The 17,833-nt window shown below is 33.2% G+C and carries 14 protein-coding genes; all 14 read right to left on the bottom strand.

Features of this window, described 5'->3' with window-relative positions:
* Positions 1-22: 22 nt before the first annotated feature.
* A complete protein-coding gene (locus RR561_RS07165; RefSeq protein WP_332506933.1) occupies positions 23-1,207 on the bottom strand; it encodes a hypothetical protein in 1,185 nt (394 codons plus the stop codon).
* Positions 1,208-1,377: 170 nt separating this feature from the next.
* On the bottom strand, positions 1,378-2,721 hold the full coding sequence (gene brnQ / locus RR561_RS07160) for a branched-chain amino acid transport system II carrier protein (protein WP_332506931.1): 1,344 nt from the start codon (positions 2,719-2,721) through the stop codon (positions 1,378-1,380).
* Between the two features lie 104 nt (positions 2,722-2,825).
* Positions 2,826-3,605 (bottom strand): acyl-CoA dehydratase activase, encoded by a 780-nt coding sequence (locus RR561_RS07155; RefSeq protein ID WP_332506929.1) that lies wholly within the window; start codon positions 3,603-3,605, stop codon positions 2,826-2,828.
* 22 nt (positions 3,606-3,627) lie between these two features.
* Positions 3,628-4,623, bottom strand: coding sequence for a D-2-hydroxyacid dehydrogenase (locus RR561_RS07150; RefSeq protein WP_332506927.1), 996 nt, complete (start codon positions 4,621-4,623; stop codon positions 3,628-3,630).
* A gap of 36 nt (positions 4,624-4,659) precedes the next feature.
* Positions 4,660-5,673 (bottom strand): electron transfer flavoprotein subunit alpha/FixB family protein, encoded by a 1,014-nt coding sequence (locus tag RR561_RS07145; protein WP_332506926.1) that lies wholly within the window; start codon positions 5,671-5,673, stop codon positions 4,660-4,662.
* A 17-nt stretch (positions 5,674-5,690) separates the two neighbouring features.
* Positions 5,691-6,476: an electron transfer flavoprotein subunit beta gene (etfB, locus tag RR561_RS07140; protein ID WP_332506924.1), complete on the bottom strand. Its 786-nt coding sequence runs from the start codon at positions 6,474-6,476 to the stop codon at positions 5,691-5,693.
* Positions 6,477-6,497: 21 nt separating this feature from the next.
* Positions 6,498-7,643 (bottom strand): putative isocaproyl-CoA dehydrogenase AcdB, encoded by a 1,146-nt coding sequence (gene acdB / locus RR561_RS07135; RefSeq protein ID WP_332506922.1) that lies wholly within the window; start codon positions 7,641-7,643, stop codon positions 6,498-6,500.
* A gap of 17 nt (positions 7,644-7,660) precedes the next feature.
* Entirely contained in the window at positions 7,661-8,788 is a 1,128-nt protein-coding gene (locus tag RR561_RS07130) for a 2-hydroxyacyl-CoA dehydratase subunit D (protein WP_332506920.1), read from the bottom strand.
* 24 nt (positions 8,789-8,812) lie between these two features.
* Positions 8,813-10,024 carry a 2-hydroxyacyl-CoA dehydratase subunit D gene (locus tag RR561_RS07125; protein ID WP_332506918.1) on the bottom strand — a complete coding sequence of 404 codons (1,212 nt, stop codon included), beginning with the start codon at positions 10,022-10,024 and terminating at the stop codon, positions 8,813-8,815.
* A gap of 44 nt (positions 10,025-10,068) precedes the next feature.
* Positions 10,069-11,280 carry a CaiB/BaiF CoA transferase family protein gene (locus tag RR561_RS07120; protein ID WP_332506917.1) on the bottom strand — a complete coding sequence of 404 codons (1,212 nt, stop codon included), beginning with the start codon at positions 11,278-11,280 and terminating at the stop codon, positions 10,069-10,071.
* Between the two features lie 567 nt (positions 11,281-11,847).
* Positions 11,848-13,272 carry a sigma-54 interaction domain-containing protein gene (locus RR561_RS07115; protein WP_332506915.1) on the bottom strand — a complete coding sequence of 475 codons (1,425 nt, stop codon included), beginning with the start codon at positions 13,270-13,272 and terminating at the stop codon, positions 11,848-11,850.
* 577 nt (positions 13,273-13,849) lie between these two features.
* Positions 13,850-14,905: a YdcF family protein gene (locus tag RR561_RS07110; RefSeq protein ID WP_332506913.1), complete on the bottom strand. Its 1,056-nt coding sequence runs from the start codon at positions 14,903-14,905 to the stop codon at positions 13,850-13,852.
* A 235-nt stretch (positions 14,906-15,140) separates the two neighbouring features.
* Complete coding sequence (gene rsmG / locus RR561_RS07105) at positions 15,141-15,863, bottom strand: 16S rRNA (guanine(527)-N(7))-methyltransferase RsmG (RefSeq protein WP_332506911.1); 723 nt, start codon at positions 15,861-15,863, stop codon at positions 15,141-15,143.
* A gap of 34 nt (positions 15,864-15,897) precedes the next feature.
* Entirely contained in the window at positions 15,898-17,781 is a 1,884-nt protein-coding gene (mnmG, locus tag RR561_RS07100) for a tRNA uridine-5-carboxymethylaminomethyl(34) synthesis enzyme MnmG (RefSeq protein ID WP_332506909.1), read from the bottom strand.
* Positions 17,782-17,833 lie beyond the last annotated feature (52 nt).

The following is a 17,833-nucleotide window of genomic DNA, read 5'->3' as shown; positions in this document are numbered from 1 at the left end:
AACTAGCTAAAACACAACGCGCTTATTCTGCCATATTTTCCTGTTCTTCAATTCTTTGTTTTTTCCATTTATATCCAGGATTTTCTTTTTTGAACTTTCTGTTCTTATAAATACCTATTGTTAAAAATGGTATTATAATTGCGAAAATTCCTAAGTAACCACAATATCCATATCCATACTTAACTATATTATCTAGTCCAGTTAGAGATAGGAGTATTGCTACTATCATTATTACAAAAGAAATAAATGCTCTTCTAAGTTCTTTCTTTTTTATGAACATCAATTTTTTATGGTCTTCAAATCTATTTACCATACCAAATATTGTTGTTACACCTGTAGATATCAAGCATAAGAACAATGATATCTGATATGCAAACTTCATAGTGTTACTTCCTATATGCTTTGCGACATATAATGTTGGAAGAGTAACTTCACCAGCTGCAGTAAAATCTGTATACCAACCAAGTAGCATGACAATCGCCAAACCTAGAGCAACTACATTCATTATAAATGCAAGAGCCATTGCGGCTGTAGCTTGTTTATCATCTCTTAATAGTTCTCTTGAACTAGCTGTAACTGCTGGTATTACTACTGACTGGAAACCTGCATATGTGAGTACCATTATAAATGGAGTAATATTTCCATTTCCCCAAGTTTCTTTTGTCGCAAATATATTTGTAATCTCTGGAATTTTTAATTTTATACCCGCTGTAAATATTATAACTGAACATATCAAAATTATAATTGCCATAGCTCCTGATACACTTGATACAACTACCGCACCAAATATCGTCAAAAGTAAAAGCACCAGACCAACTACCAACACTGCCAGAAAATATGGTACTCCCATACTTTCAAATACACTGGCTGCACCTGCTATAACAGCACCTACAGCTATTATTACCATGAAGTAATAATATATTTCCCAAAGTATTTCTAGCTTTGTATAAGGTCTCCATAATTCTTCAAATAAATCCTTATAATTTTCACATTCATTATTATTGTACATTACAATTGCTTCTCTAAGCGTTATAGCTAAAATTAGCATTGTCAATATACCTGTAATTGGGGCTAACCAACCATATTTTACAAAATATTGAGTTACTTGATTTCCAGTTGCAAAGCCTCCGCCCGCATGTGAACCAAATAAAACTCCTGCAACACCTAATAGTGCTCCAAATGAACCTAGCTTTATTGTCTTTTTCAAAAAAATCCCTTCTTTATTTTTAAATTCTTGATTTTGTTTTCATAATTTTCTGTTTTTTGCTTATGCAGAAAATTAACTTACCCTAAATTTTATTGTTTTGTATCTATTATACTGTATCTTTTTTCTTACTATATTTGTTACTACAGTTTCCTTACAATAACTATTTTCTTTTATAAATCCGCTGTTTTTACAGATTCTACATTATCATCCAAGTTGCTTGAACTTCTTTTCTTTGATAACATAAACCCGATTATAACTGAGATTAAAACAGGCACAACCCATTCAAATCCAAAGTCTGCTAGTGGGAATTTTGCTACCAAATTTGGTATAGTTTCATTTCCAAGAAGTCCACTTACAACTACTATAAAGCTGAATATTAAGCTTGTAGCTGCTGCAATTCTAAAGACGATATCATCCTTAATCTTTTCATTAAATAATCCGAGTACAACTAATGTAAGTGCTCCTGGATATACTACCAATAATATTGGAAGAGCAAAGCTAAGAATCTGTGTAACACCAAAGTTCGAAACTATCGCACTTAAGATACAAACTGTTAAAACTATTTTTTCATAACTAATCTTATTTTTGCTTAATCTACTAAAGAAAAGTCCACAAGATGATGTTACCCCTATAGCAGTTGTTAGACATGCTAATGCAATCATTATCGCAAGTAGAATTTTTCCACCATTTCCCATTAGTCTATATGTAATTGCAACTAAAAGAGCTGTTGAGTCTATGTCTGCACCATAATTTGTAGATACAGTAGCTCCTAGGTAAGCAAGCCCACCATATACTAATATCATACCTACTGCTGTTATTGTACCAGCCATTATAGTTGCTTTGATCTTAATTTTTTCTTCCTTGTAACCTCTATCTACAAGAGAAGCAATTATTATACTCGCAAACACGAACGCTCCCAAGGAGTCGAGGGTCTGATAACCTTCTTTTACACCTCTAGAGAATAGTCCTCCTTCAATCAATACCTTATTACTCATTTCACCAAGAGGAGAAACTGCTCCCTTGATAATTAAAACTGCTAATGATATTAAAAGTACTGGTGTCAAGAATTGTCCAACTATATCAACAACCTTTGAAGGTTTTATAGTCAAAGCTAGTACAATTGCGAAGAATATTATTGAGAAAATTATTCTATTAAATCCCGGTCCTATTGTTGGTAAAATACCAACTTCATAAGTAGTAGCTGCTGTTCTTGGTACCGCTATCAATGGACCTATACAGATTACTATTACTGATCCCATTACTGCTGCAAAACGTTTTCCAACTCTATTAAACAGCGCATCCATCTCACCATTAAACTTAGTCAGAGAAATAATTACTAATAAAGATAAACCTGCATCAGCAAACAGGAACCCTAAGAATGATATCCACCACTTACTTCCAGAAACAACGCCTAGATAAGGTGGAAATATTAGATTTCCTGCGCCGAAGAACATTGCAAATAACGCAAAACCTACTACGAACACATCTTTTACTCTTATTGTTTTGTGATCCACTTCTTTATTCTCCTTATATAAATATTTAAAGGGCACAGTAATCAAGTAAGCTGTGCCCTAATACAAGTAAATTGAGCAAGATTATTATTTAAACATCAATAAATTTATTTATTATCTAACATATTTACTGCGCTTAATGCCGCACCAATTGCACCCGTTAATTGTGCCTCATCAGGAACAATTACCTCGTGCCCGAGTACATCATTCATAGCTCTAACTACTCCAGAGTTTGTAGCAACTCCTCCAACTAAAACTATGTCTTCTCTCAGTCCAATTCTTTTGGCTAGGCTAGAAACTCTCTTAGCAACAGAATCATGTATTCCTGCTATAATATTTTCTATTGAAACACCTTCAGATAAGTTAGATATGACTTCTGATTCTGCAAAAACTGTGCATGTACTACTTATCATTATCTGGTTATCGGCTTTTTTATCTAGTTCTCCCAGATTTGATATATCTGTTTCAAGAATCTTTGACATAACGTCTAGAAATCTTCCTGTACCTGCAGCACATTTGTCATTCATAACGAAGCTTTCAAGTCTTCCATTTTTATCGATTTTAAGAGCCTTTGCATCTTGTCCACCGATATCTATGATTGTTCTTACGCTTGGTATTAGATGAACAACACCCTTTGCATGGCAACTAAGTTCACTAATTTGTTTGTCAGCGCCATCGTATTTCATTCTTCCATATCCAGTAGCAACCACTTTATCAAAGTCTGAGATATTCATACCTGTTACATCTAAAATCTCTTGATTTAATTTTTGAGGTCCACTAGTGCCTGTTCCATACGGTATTATAATTGAGCTTAGAATGTTTTGATTTTCATCCATTACTACACCCTTCGATGCCGTTGAACCAATGTCTACTCCTAACACTTTCATCTTGCTACACTCCTTTAATTTCCTAATTTGTGCTGTTAACAACTTCTCCAGTTTCATTTTGAAGTTTTATATTATCAAGAGAAGTACATACCATGTTATCAACTGCAGTTTCTGTGAAGAATGCAAAATGTCCTGTTAGATTTACATCATCTCTTGTCATAAGGTTTGGAACTGGTGAATCGTTTAGCTTTTCTTTTTCTACTTCCTGATTTACATACAGTGTTTCACATTCTAATACGTCTAGACCTGCTGCCTTAAGATGACCTGAGTCTAATTCTGCTAAAACTGCGTCTACGTCTACTAGTGCACCTCTACCTGTATTTACAAGGATTGCTCCTTCTTTCATATACTTTATATTATCTTTATTTATTAAATGATATGTATCTTCTGTCAATGGAAGATGAAGTGAAACTACATCAGATCTTGACAAAAGAGTTTCTAAATCTGGAGCATATTCCAATACACCCTCAGCATCAGGATTCTTAAATACATCATAACCTATTACTTCAGCGCCAAGACCCTTGAATAGTGTTGCTGCTGTAAGTCCTATTCTACCTGTACCTATTATACCTACTACACAATTTCTAATTTCTTTTGATATAACTCTTTTTTCCCATTTGAAATTACCTTGAGCCTGTGCTGACTTTATATGATTAATATTTCTTAAAAGCATCATAGCATGAGTAACTGCAAGTTCAGCTATAGCATTTGGTGAATATCTTGGAACATTTGTAACATTAATTCCATGCTTCTTCGCCAATTCTAAATCGAACATATCTACACCTGCTGTACGGGAAGATATCTGCTTAATACCGTTTTCTTTTAATTTTATATATATTTCTTCATCCTTAACCGGGATAACTTGTTGAGTAGTTACTCCATCATATCCCTTTGCCTTATCAACAGAATCAACTGTTAATAATCCGTATTCTATATCAACCTGAACATCATTATTTTCTGCCCAATTCTTTACTGCATCAACTTCGTACTCTTGAACATGATAAGCTAGTATTTTCATATTAATCTCCTATAAAATATATTTTAAATTTATTTATTATGCCTCTATGTTTTCTAACTCTTCTATTATCTGTGGAATTATATCATAAAGGTCGCCTACTAGGCCGTAATCTGCTACTTGGAATATAGGTGCATCTGGGTTTTTATTGATAGCAACTATAGTATCAGAATCACTCATTCCTGCTAAATGCTGTATTGCTCCAGATATTCCGCAAGCAATATAAAGCTTAGGCTTAACTGTTGTACCAGTCTGACCTACCTGATGAGAGTGGTCTATCCATCCAGCATCTACTGCTGCTCTAGATGCACCAACTACTCCATTTAACTTTTCAGCAAGCTTTTCAATTAACTTGAATCCTTCTGGATTTGCAAGTCCTATACCACCTGAAACTATTACTTCAGCGTCTGTAAGTGATACTATATCCTTTTCAGACTTGATAATTTCTTTAACTTCTGTTCTAATGTCAGATGCCTTAAGATCTATATTTACCTTTACTAGTTCACCCTTCTTAGCTGGGTCCATTATTGCTTTATCCATTACTCCTGGTCTTACTGTTGACATCTGTGGTCTATTTTCTGGACATATTATTGTAGCCATTATATTACCACCAAATGCTGGTCTAGTCTGCTTTATCTTACCGTCTTCTTCATCTATTTCTAGCTTAGTACAATCAGCAGTAAGTCCTGTATTTAATCTTGAAGATATTCTTGGGGCCATATCTCTACCAATGTGAGTTGCTCCTATAAGGAATATTTCTGGCTTATATTCATTGATAGCATCACAAACTACCTTTGTATATCCATCTGTAGTATAGTTTTCAAGCTTACTATCCTGGCAGAAATAAACTGTTTCAGCTCCATAAGAGTAAAGTTCATCTACTAAATGACCTACATCATTACCAACAAGTATTGCATTTAACTTTATTCCCTTTACATCAGCAAGTTTTCTTCCTTCTCCTAATAATTCTATAACAACTGGAGTCAGTTTTCCTTGCCTCTGCTCAGCATATACCCATATATCTTTATAATTCGAAATATCTACGTTTCCCATATCTAACCTCTCCTAATTTATATTATATGTTTCTCTTTAAGCTTTTCTACTAGACTCTGTGAGATTTCCTCAATTGTTCCATTGAGCATTTCACCTTGTCCCTTAACTTCAGGTGTGAAAGATCTAAATACTCTTGTAGGAGAAGCTTTTAATCCTACTTCTGACGCAGATATATCTACATCATTTATAGTTAATACTGGAATTTCTTGTTCACAAGCTCCAAATATCTTATCTACATACATGTATCTTGGTTCGTTTAATTCTTTAACAGCTGTAAGTAGTGCTGGCATCTGAAGTTCTATCTTTTCAAATCCATCTTCCAATGCTCTTTCTACTTTCAATGTACTTCCATCAATATCTAACTTTTGAACATACGTTACCTGAGGAAGACCTAATTTTTCAGCTATCTGAGGTCCAACCTGAGCTGTATCTCCATCTATTGCCTGTCTACCAGATAATATTAGGTCATAATCTCCTAATTGTCTTATACCAGCAGCTAAAGCATTTGAAGTTGCCCATGTATCTGATCCACCAAAGGCTCTATCACTTAGCAATACAGCTTCATCAGCTCCCATTGCTAGGCATTCTCTCAACATTTCCTTTGCTTGTGGAGGTCCCATAGAGATTACTGTTACTGTACAGTCTCTGTATATATCCTTTAATCTTAATGCTTCTTCTAGTGCATTAGCATCATCTGGATTTAGTATACTAGGAACTCCTTCTCTTATTAGTGTGTTTGTCTTTTTATCTATTTTTACCTCAGTTGTATCAGGTACCTGTTTTGCACATACTATAATTCTCAAAATCTACACCATCCTATCTATTTATTTAATTACGTGAGCCGCTATAACCATCTGCTGAACTTGAGAAGTTCCTTCATAGATAGAAAGAATTCTTGCATCTCTGTATATTCTCTCGATTCTATAATCCTTTACATAACCATATCCACCGTGAAGTTGAAGAGCCTTATAAGCTACTTCATTTGCTACTTCCGCTGCATAATACTTAGCCATTGAAGACGCTAATCCAGGATTTTGTCCTGCATCTTTATCCATAGCTGCACTGTATACTAACATTCTTGCTGCTTCAACCTTTGTAGCCATCTCTGCTATTGTAAATTGAGTATTCTGGAATCTAGCAATAGGCTTACCGAACTGAACTCTTTCCTGAGTGTACTTTACGGCTTCATCTAATGCAGACTGCGCTACACCTACTGCCTGTGCTGCTACGCCTATTCTTCCTGATTCAAGAGTATTCATCATTACCTTAAATCCAGCGCCAACCTTGCCAAGTAAGTTTTCTTTTGGAACCTTTACGTCATTAAATATTAGGTCTGATGTTCTTGTACCTCTTATTCCCATCTTATCTTCATGAGCTCCGTGAGATACTCCATCCCACTTAGTTTCAACTATGAAAGTTGAAATTCCGCCATGTGTTCCCTTGCCTTTTTCAGTAACTGCAGATACTATTGCAAAATCACAAAATGGTGCGTTTGTTATCCAACATTTTCTTCCGTTTAATATATAATGATCTCCATCTAATTCTGCTGTTGTAGCTGTTGCACCAGCATCAGAACCTGCACCTGGTTCAGTAAGACCAAATGCTCCTATTTCTGTTCCTAATGATAGAGGCTTTAAATATTTTTCTTTCTGTTCTGGTGTTCCGAAGTTTACAAGTGGTAATGCTACCAAAGAAGCTCCAGCTGTCAAGAAAGTTCCTGAAGAACAATCTGCTCTAGATAATTCTTCCATTATTATTGCATAAGACATATAGTCAGCTCCAGCGCCACCATATTCTTTTGGTACTATTACTGAATTGTATTTATATCTAGCCAATTTGTCCATAAATTCTTTAGGCATAGGACGATTTTCTTGATCCATTTCTTTTGCCAAATCTGTGTCATATAATTCTACCTGACAGAAATCTCTTATTGATCTTTTTACCATTTCATGTTCCAGTTTTAACTTCATTTCATACCTCCAAAATATTACACAAGCATTTCGGCAAATGTCTGCACTCTTGTTCTGATTTGTTCGTTACTTCCAACTTGCTGTTCTATTTCTAGATACAAGTGTGGTATATCTGCATTTTTAAGGTCTTTCATCACTATTGGATAGTCATATTCTTCTGGGTCACAGAATTTCATCATTGCATAGATTACACCATCAGCGCCAACTCTCTTAGCATTTTCAACTATCATCTTACCTCTCTTCTTCTGAGGGTCATATGCTAAAGTAGATCCTTCAACATCTCTCCACTGAAGAGCAAGTCTTTCAAGAGCTGATTTTCCTTCATTTGGTACTAAAGTATCAAACTGAAGAGTTTCCTGAGCAACATTGTCATAAGCTATGGCAATATCGTTTTCCTCTAGTAGATTTAAAATTTCCTTATCATCAAATATTATTCCTGTAACCATTACTGTTTTACCATCAAATTTTTCTTCTGGCATTGCCTTTAGTTCTGCATTTAACTGCTTTACTAAATCAGTATGCTCTTCAACCTTCATAAATAATCCACTTCTAATAACTGCGTTTCTTAAATATGGTGTTATTGTATTTAAATGCTTAGGAACTAATTCTATAAATTCCTGCATTACCTTTCTATGTTCATTGTAAACATCTATACTCTTTTGGATAGCTTCTTCTGTTATTTCGTGTCCGCATATCTTTTCAAGCTTCTTCTTTACTCCCTCGTATTCAGTTACAAGGTAATCAGTACCAGCCTGTATCTTTCTATTCTGTGGATGAACAAATGCTATCATTTCCATTCCACTAACACCAGACTTGTAGTTCTGAGTCATAGTTATCAAAGAGTCACACATGCAAGGAATTATTGCAGCTGACATTCCATCATAGCTACCCTTGATTCCATATTCTAATATTGCCTGCATTATTGAACATGCAAATGCTGGGAAATATTCCTTTGCAGCATCTATTTCAGTTTTTCCACCCCATACGCCCATAGGTATCATGCCACTTGCATGTACTATTTCTGTAGGTGTGTATACTGGAAGTAGTCCAATAACCTTTTTATTTTCATCTAAATACTGCTTCATTAGATCCTTAGGATGATTTGAAGCATATTCTAATTTTCCTAGTATATCGTTAATAGTCATTTTATGGCCTCCTCAAAATTAAAACTATTTATTTTTTCTTTCGCTCATTACCTCTACTAGTCCCTGAAGTCTAGTTTCAAACTGTGCGTTTGTGAAGTTTCTTGGGTCAGCCTGATCTCCATCGAATCCTGCATATGGCAAATCAGTTTCTTTAGCAACTCTTCTCATCATTTCGTACTGAATGAAGCTCATCAACTTACAGCTTCTATTCATATGATAGAATGCGCCTTCGCAGTCACCATCTTTTAGAGCGTTTATTCTGTATTCAACCATCTTTTCAATATTAACGTTGTTGAACATTGAGCTGTATGCTCTAGCCATACCATCTAGGTCATTAACTTCATATTCAAGTGCCCATGCGTGAGGATAAACACTACCTGTCATATTAACTCCATACTTAGATAGAGTCTTCATCTTGTATCCTATATAAGGCCAGCATGGAATTCCTTCCATCATTATTCTATACTTTTCTTCTCCTCTGAAAGAAGTTTCTCCCTTTTCAGCATTATCTTCTAGATATTCTACTAGTAACTTAAATGCGTCAGTTGTTTCAGTCTTACCTCTAGCACATACTATTACTGCCATATATGTAAATAGATCGAAGCCATTCATTGGAGATGGATAGTTTCCTTGAGGTAAACTCATTGAATACTTCCATAGCTTACCGTTTTCAGCTGATACCTTCATAACTTCTTCCAATCTCTTAGGATCAAATTCCTTACCAGATATTTCTGATAACTGTCTAACAGCTTCTTCAAACTGAGCCTTTAGATAGTTTATTCTACTATCTGATACTTCATAATCATAGTTATAAGTAGTATCAATCATTATTAGTGGAATATTTTTCTCTCTAGCTATATTTTCATACCACTTAACAACTTCATTACAGATATTGTTACAGCAACATAGAAAATCTGGTTCTGGCATTGGAAGTGTATCTGAATGACCCTTCTCAAGTAAACCAAAGTTTGTTCTTGCATAAGCACATAGATCGTTTGAATATCCTTCATCCTCAGCTAGCTCGCAAAGTTCTAAAGACTCCTTCTTTGCAGCAACTCCTGCAGCATGATTCTCAGGATATAATAAATTTAGATCAAATATTTCTGCTAACTCTTGAGGGAATACTGAAGTAGCCCAACCTACAGGTCTACCTTCTTCTTTTGCCTTAAAAGCATTAGCATACTGTTCTGCCAACAAATCATTTATAACCGTTCTAGCATCTTTTTTATCTGCCATTTCTTTACCTCCTTGTAAATATCAAGCTTTCTATATTTTATAGCTTATTTTATAATGTTATTCTTCTTTAAGTCTTCTAGCTTATCTGCTGAAACACCAAGATCCTTCATTACTTGTTCAGTATGTTCACCCATCTTAGGAGCTCTTACATATCCTTCTCTTGGGTTTTCTGTAAACATTACTGGAGTATTATATAAAACTCCTTCGTTTCCATTTTCATATGTATGCTTTATTAGGTAGTCATTTGACCAACACTGTTCATCATTAAGTACATCTTCTGGTGAAGCAAGCTTTTCATAAGGTATTCCTGCCTTTTGAAGTCTTTCTGCCCATTCTGCAAAAGGTCTCTTTATGAATTCTTCTTCCATCATTATTACGAATTCTTCAGTATGCTTTACTGCTTCCTTCATTGTTGAGTACTTAGAACCCTTTAAGTCAGGTCTTTCTATAACCATGTCACAGAAGTTACCAAACCATTTTTCATATTGGAAGAATGCTAGCTGAACCCAGTTTCCATCAGCACACTTGAATGTAGTGTTTAGTGGGTTAGGTGGTGTTCTTCTTGATATTGGCATTCTGTAACCATACTTAGAAGCTGCTACTGGAATACCCATACCAAATACTGCTGTATGGAATAGAGATACTGTTACTCTTTCTCCCTTACCAGTTTCTTTCTTCTTAAGTAATGACGCAACAATTCCTGCTGCCAAACTGATTCCTGCATAGTGATCACCTAAACCTGCTACTGGGTTTGCTGGTGATGTATCTTTTTCCATCAATGCTCTTGCTACTCCACCTCTTGCGAAGTAAGCTGTATAGTCAAATGCTGGATTGTTCTTTGCTGGACCGTTGTCACCATATCCTAATAAATGTGCAAATATTATATGTGGGGCTTTTTCTTTTATACATTCATAGTTAAGCCCACTCTTATCTAATGCTCTCTGTCTTGTGTTAGTTAAGAAAACATCAGCTGTTTGTAATAGTTCGTAAATAAGTTCTACCCCTTCTTTACTTCTTGTGTCTACCATGATTCCCTTCTTACCTGAGTTTTCCATTTCAAATAATGGATTCTCATCTTCATCTATAGGGAAATTCCATTGCATACCTACATATCTCATTGAGTCACCTTCAAGTGGTTCAATCTTTATTACTTCTGCTCCCCAATCTGCAAGGCATCTTCCACATACTGGTGCTGCAACGTAGTTAGCATATTCAATTACTCTTACTCCCTCTAATGGTAAACCTGTTTTACTCATTGTATCTCCTCCTTAGAAATTATATTGCTTTTAATAAAAAATTAATCTTACTCTTTCTTAAAAATCCCAAAAAATTAATCTTACTCTTTCTGTCTTGTATACAAGCAATTAGCTTGCCAAAACTATTTTTTTAACAATATTTGTTATAATTTTAGCAAAACGGCTTGAAATCAATGTTTTTATATATCTTATAAAGGAGAATACTTATCACTTGTTATTGTATATCTTTTCTTTTTTTTGCATTTGAGCAACTTTTTAACAATCATATATGTTAAACTTTAAACTAAAATGTGATATTTTTATTCGATTTTATGATTTTTAACCTAAAAAGGAGCTTTTTTAGTTGATATTTTCAGTATATTTGAAAAATTGCTAAAAAAAACAGTTTTTTGCATTGTGCGAATCATTCGTTTTATGCAAAAAACTGTTAATATATTCATATTAAATTTTACTTATTCAATAAATTTTGATATGTGTTAAATATAACTTAGACAAAGCCTAATAAACTCTTATAGTTTCTATATACCCACTTTTTCTATTTATATACAATTATTCACGAATTTTATCTTATACATCTATATATCCACTCTTAATCTTTCTATATACTGTGGATGGATTAATTCCAATCGCTTTTGATGCCTCTGTTACATTTCCGTATTTCTTTATTGCCATCGATATTATTTCTTGTTCCACTATCCTATGTGCTTCATCAATGGTTACTATATCATTGACCTTTATCGATGATCTTTCTAACTCTTCTTCCTTATCTATAGATGAATCCTCATTTTTTACTTCTTGACCTGGAAGAGCATCTAAATATTCAATACCCATAATTCTATTTATCTGATCTTTGTTGATAGTTTCATATGCCGAAAGAATAACTAATCTTTCTATTGTATTTTTAAGTTCTCTAATATTTCCTGGCCAATCATTTTTTACCACTGCATCTTTTGCATCCTTGGTAAGATGAACACTCCTATTATACTTACTATTAAATCTTTCAATATAGAAATCCGTTATAGGAAGTATATCTTCCTTTCTGCGTCTTAATGGTGGTATCAATATTGGAATAACACTTAATCTATAATATAAATCTTGTCTGAAAATATTTGGATCCTTTATTTCTTTTGTCGTTTTATTGGTGGCAGATATAAATCTAACATCTATATCTGTTGGTTCAACTCCACCAATTCTTATTATACTTTTTTCTTGTATGACTCTTAATAACTTTTTTTGTGTTTCTAAAGCCAACTCACCGATTTCATCAAGAAATATCGTTCCACCATCAGCATGTTCCAAAAGTCCTTTTTTACCCTCTTTTCTTGCTCCAGTAAACGCACCTGGCTCATATCCAAAAAGTTCTGACTCTACTAAATCTTGTGATATTGACGCGCAGTTAATAGCCACAAAGGGCTTATCTCTTCTACAACTTTGTTTCCAAACACTTCTTGCTATAATCTCTTTTCCAGTACCTGATTCTCCTAAAATTAAAACTGATGCATCCGAATCAGATATTGTAGCAATTATATCTTTTATTCTTTCTATAGATTTACTTTCAGATATATATTCTATATCGCTATCTTTTGTATCACATGAAGCTTTCATAAGGTTCAATATCCTAGAAATATCTCTCCCCGTCAAGACTCCCCCCATGAAGTCCCCTGTAATGCTAAATCTAGGTATAGCTGTATATGATACTACCTTACCTTCTGGATATATAACATCTCGGAAAACCTTTTTCTTAGTATCAATCATCTCCAGAATAATTGGATTATCCACAAGATTATCTTTTACTAATTCTCTGATATTTTTCCCCACAATATCTTTTCTTTTAAAAGGTAATATTTGATCACTTATGGAGTTCATTCTGCGTATGAAGCCATCTTTGTCGAAAATTACTATTATTTCGTCTATATGCTCCATCATGTTTTCAACTAAATTATTATAGTTATTGTACTCAAGTTGTTCCCTACACACATAATTATTGGACATATTCTACTCAAACCTCTCTTTCACGATATACAAAATATTATGATCTTTACTTTTAATTACCCCTAGTTCAAGCTTTCCTCTTATTCTAAATTTTACCACAATTTCAATAATTAATATATGCTTTTTGCAATATCTATTTAAATATTTTTTCAATTATGTAATTTTGCACAGATAAAAAAATTACAAGTTAAATAAAATATTATTTTTTTTTTATACTTTTTGTAAATCTCAATAAAGTTTTTGAATTAAAGTTAGGAATAAGGGCTCTAGCTCTTAATTTTAAGCTATTTTTTATACTTTTAGCATACTTGCGATATTGTGTTTATTTTATTTACAATATTTATTTTTTATAACCATTTTATATGTTAAAACAATCTTTTATATTAAAAATAAATAGCATACTTCAAAATATACTTATTTTTTATACTTTATTTTTCTTTTATTAGATAATCGATGTTTTTTAAAAAAGCGTTGAATTTTTTAATTTTTCTAAATATTCTTATACATCTTTTTTTATTATAACTTTTTAACTCCTTGATGATTTTCGCAAAAAGAGAGAGTATATAAATACACTCTCTTATATTGCAAATTTCGATAGCACTTGTGTTAATAATATTACTATAAAGTATAGTATTGTAATCACTATTATTCTATTTATGTGTCTTTTTCTTGTGTAATGAATATATCCTATAAACTCTCTTATAAATGCATTCAATGTAAAATACCACTTTGATCTTGAACCATAGCCTATACAATCAATTCCCATGCTCTTAGCTATTACAAGGGCCCTAAATACATGGTATGAATTTGTAGCTATTGCAAATTTAGGAACTTCTTTTACATTTGGCTGTGATTTCATCATATTGTAAGAAAATAAGATATTTTCTTTTGTATTTTTAGACTTATCCTCGATCAAAATCTCATCTTTTGGAACTCCTTTTTCTATAGCATATCTAGCCATTGCTACTCCCTCTGCCACTAGTTCATCACTGCCTTTGCCACCTGAGAAGATTATTTTAGAATTCTCATTTTTCTCATACACTTCAATTCCTTTATCTATTCTTCCAGCCAAAAGAGGTGTAACTTTATCTTTTATAAGGCCTGCACCCAAAACAACTACAAAATCAAGATCTTTCTTCTTAAAATTCATCAAATTCAACATGTTTGATAGCGTATACATCATCATCAAAAATAAAAAGTATAGAGCAAGCATACCAACATAAAAATAAATATCACTAGCAATATCATTTGAAGATATCTGATTAAACCTTGGCCATATTATTAAGTAAAGAAATAAAAATATCGAAAATGCCAAAGATAATACATTTCTTGACTTAAAACCCTCCTTAAGCATGATTTTTATGCCATTATAGAATAAAAATATGATTAATAATATCGGTAATAATATTAGTAAAATCACCAATATTGCTGCTAATATACCTATTATTGACATTATTAATGGATAATTGGATAAAACTTGACTATATTTAAAAATCAAAAACATTACCCAAATTCCCAGTAAAAGCAAGGTCAATACAAAAAACACTCCAGACATCAATGTCCTTTTATCCTTTTTCATAATATAAAAAAATACACCTGCAAAAAATAAAACTATAATTAATAAGTAAACCATACTTTCCTCCCTTCTAAAAATAAAGCTTCTAACCTTTAATATACCCATTTATTTACATAAAAAAATAGTATATGAAATATACTATTTTTTATAATTTTAAATTTTATAATATCTTAACTTTTTTATTTTAATAATTTGCTACCTAGTTATTAAGTTTATACCTTTTATCTTAATAACAGTTTTTATCTAATATTAAGCGGTATAGTCCATTTAATATTAGTTCCAAATTAAAGTATTATAGCGGCTCCTTGCCTGGAATTCCTGCTTTTCTAGGAAATCTCTTAGGTGTTTTGGATATTTTTTCAAAAACTAATATTTTGTGATTTAATTCTTCATCTGGAAGCTCTACGTCTATACTTTCAACTAATTCTACACCTAAAAGTTTCATAGCATTTTCAGATTTCTCTAATTCATTTTCAACATTTGGACCCTTTAGACATATAAAATATCCACCCACCTTTACATATGGAACGCATAATTCCAATAGTACAGGTAGATTAGCTACAGCTCTTGCAGTTGCTATGTCAAATGTTTCTCTAAATTCTTTATTTTTACCAAAATCTTCCGCTCTTCCATGCACATATTCTATATCATCAAATCCAATTGAATCTCCAACTTCCTTTAAAAACTTTATTCTCTTATTTAAAGAATCTAGCAATGTAAGCTGAATGCTTGGGTTTACTATCTTAAATGGAAGTCCTGGAAAGCCTGCGCCCGTTCCAACATCTATTACTGACATGTCATCTTCTATATATCCATTATTGAATATTGCAACTGAATCCAAGAAATGCTTTATATAAACCTCTCTTTGCTCAGTTATTGCAGTCAAGTTCATGACTTTGTTATATTCAACTAATATCTCTCTATACTTTTCGAATTTTTCCAACATAGAATCATCAACATCTATATTGTATCCCTTCAGTCCCTCACGTAATAGCTCTATATTTTCTGTAGACATAAATACACCCTTTCTATTATCTTTTTCTTTAATATTATTTATTTCCTCTTCTTTTTTGTTCTAAGTATATTAAAAGTACTGATATATCTGAAGGAGATACTCCTGATATTCTAGATGCCTGTCCTATAGATGTTGGCTTGATATCATCAAGCTTTTGTCTAGCCTCTATTCTCAGTCCATCTATCTCACTATAATTTAAATTTTCGTATAACTTCTTATTTTCAAGCTTTCTAAACTGATCAATCTGTTTCATCTGCTTGCTGATATAACCTTCATACTTGATCATTATTACAGCCTGCTGCTTGACTTCATACGACAAATCTTCTGGACTTGCCTTACCTGTCAATTCAAGTATAGTGTAATCTATCTCCGGTCTTTTTAAAAACTCATATAAAGAAAGTCCTTTATGAAGCACTTGTATATCTTTTTCTTCAAGAATATGGTTAACTTCATTTGGAGTAATTCTTTCCTTCTTTAATCTTTCTACTTCAGACTCTACTTCAGATTTTTTCTTAGTAAATCTATCATATCTTTCCTGAGTAACTAGGCTAAGATCATAACCTATCTGAGTAAGTCTCATATCTGCATTGTCCTGTCTTAGATATAGTCTATACTCAGCTCTTGAGGTCATCATTCTGTACGGTTCATTAGTTCCCTTAGTCACCAAATCATCTATTAATACTCCAATATAGCCTTCTGATCTATCTATTATAAAAGCTTCTTCATCTTTTATCTTTCTAACTGCATTGATACCTGCAATCAAACCCTGAGCTGCGGCCTCTTCATATCCAGATGTTCCATTAAACTGCCCTGCTGAAAATAAATTTTCTACTCCCTTAATCTCTAGAGTCTGCTTTAGCTGAGTTGGATCTATACAGTCATATTCTATTGCATAGGCCGGTCTCATTATCTTGACATTTTCTAATCCCTTAATTGTTCTATACATTCTCTCCTGCATATCAAGTGGAAAGCTTGTAGATACCCCTTGAACATACATTTCCTTGGTATCTAATCCTTCTGGCTCTATAAATAACTGGTGAGTCTCTTTATCGGCAAACTTCACTATTTTATCCTCAATAGAAGGACAATACCTTGGACCTGTTCCCTCTATATTCCCGCTATACATTGCACTTCTAGTGATATTTTCCTGAATCAACTTCTTTGTTTCAGGAGTCGTTCTTGTTAAATAACAAAGTACCTGATCTTTTTCTATATCTTCATTCATAAATGAAAATGGAGTGATTTTCTCATCTCCAGCTTGAGCTTCCATTACAGAAAAATCCACACTATCTCTATGAACTCTCGCAGGAGTTCCAGTTTTGAATCTTCTCATAGACAATCCCAAATCAATTAAATTATCTGTCAGCTTCTTTGCATAGGCCATACCATTTGGACCTTCCTTGAAGGTATCATGACCTATAAATATAGTAGATTGAAGGTATACTCCAGTAGCAAGTATAGTCATCTTTGCACTATACTCAGATCCCAAACGTGTTGCTACACCCGTTACCTTATTGCCCTCATGCAGTATCTCCTCTACCTCATCCATCACCAAATCAAGATTTTCTTGATTTTCTATAGTTTCTTTCATCATTCTGTGATAAAGGTTCTTGTCAGTCTGAGCTCTTAAAGAATGTACAGCAGGTCCTTTGGCTGTATTTAGCATTCTACTTTGTATATAAGTCTTATCTATATTTAGCCCCATCTCTCCACCTAGAGCATCTATTTCTTTTACTAGCTGTCCCTTTCCTGTTCCACCTATTGATGGATTACAAGGAAGTGCCGCTATTGAATCTAAAGAAAGAGTAACCATAAGTGTCTTCATACCCATTCTTGCTGAAGCCAATGCTGCCTCACACCCTGCATGACCTGCACCGACTACAATTATATCGTAATTTCCAGCATTAAATCTTTCCATTTTTTCCCTTTCCAATCTATAATTATTTTCTACTTACAATTTAACTATTTAT

It is taken from the genome of Peptostreptococcus sp., from assembly GCF_036639115.1.
Classification (GTDB): Bacteria; Bacillota; Clostridia; order Peptostreptococcales; family Peptostreptococcaceae; genus Peptostreptococcus.
Note: the sequence above shows the minus strand (reverse complement) of the source record. Positions and strands in the feature narration are given on the sequence as shown.

Coding starts and splice junctions, on each gene's coding strand:
- RR561_RS07155 (WP_332506929.1), bottom strand. CDS start 3,605: ATGAAAGTGTTAGGAGTAGACATTGGTTCAACGGCATCGAAGGGTGTA.
- RR561_RS07150 (WP_332506927.1), bottom strand. CDS start 4,623: ATGAAAATACTAGCTTATCATGTTCAAGAGTACGAAGTTGATGCAGTA.
- RR561_RS07145 (WP_332506926.1), bottom strand. CDS start 5,673: ATGGGAAACGTAGATATTTCGAATTATAAAGATATATGGGTATATGCT.
- acdB (WP_332506922.1), bottom strand. CDS start 7,643: ATGAAGTTAAAACTGGAACATGAAATGGTAAAAAGATCAATAAGAGAT.
- RR561_RS07130 (WP_332506920.1), bottom strand. CDS start 8,788: ATGACTATTAACGATATACTAGGAAAATTAGAATATGCTTCAAATCAT.
- RR561_RS07125 (WP_332506918.1), bottom strand. CDS start 10,024: ATGGCAGATAAAAAAGATGCTAGAACGGTTATAAATGATTTGTTGGCA.
- RR561_RS07120 (WP_332506917.1), bottom strand. CDS start 11,280: ATGAGTAAAACAGGTTTACCATTAGAGGGAGTAAGAGTAATTGAATAT.
- RR561_RS07115 (WP_332506915.1), bottom strand. CDS start 13,272: ATGTCCAATAATTATGTGTGTAGGGAACAACTTGAGTACAATAACTAT.
- RR561_RS07110 (WP_332506913.1), bottom strand. CDS start 14,905: ATGGTTTACTTATTAATTATAGTTTTATTTTTTGCAGGTGTATTTTTT.
- rsmG (WP_332506911.1), bottom strand. CDS start 15,863: ATGTCTACAGAAAATATAGAGCTATTACGTGAGGGACTGAAGGGATAC.
- mnmG (WP_332506909.1), bottom strand. CDS start 17,781: ATGGAAAGATTTAATGCTGGAAATTACGATATAATTGTAGTCGGTGCA.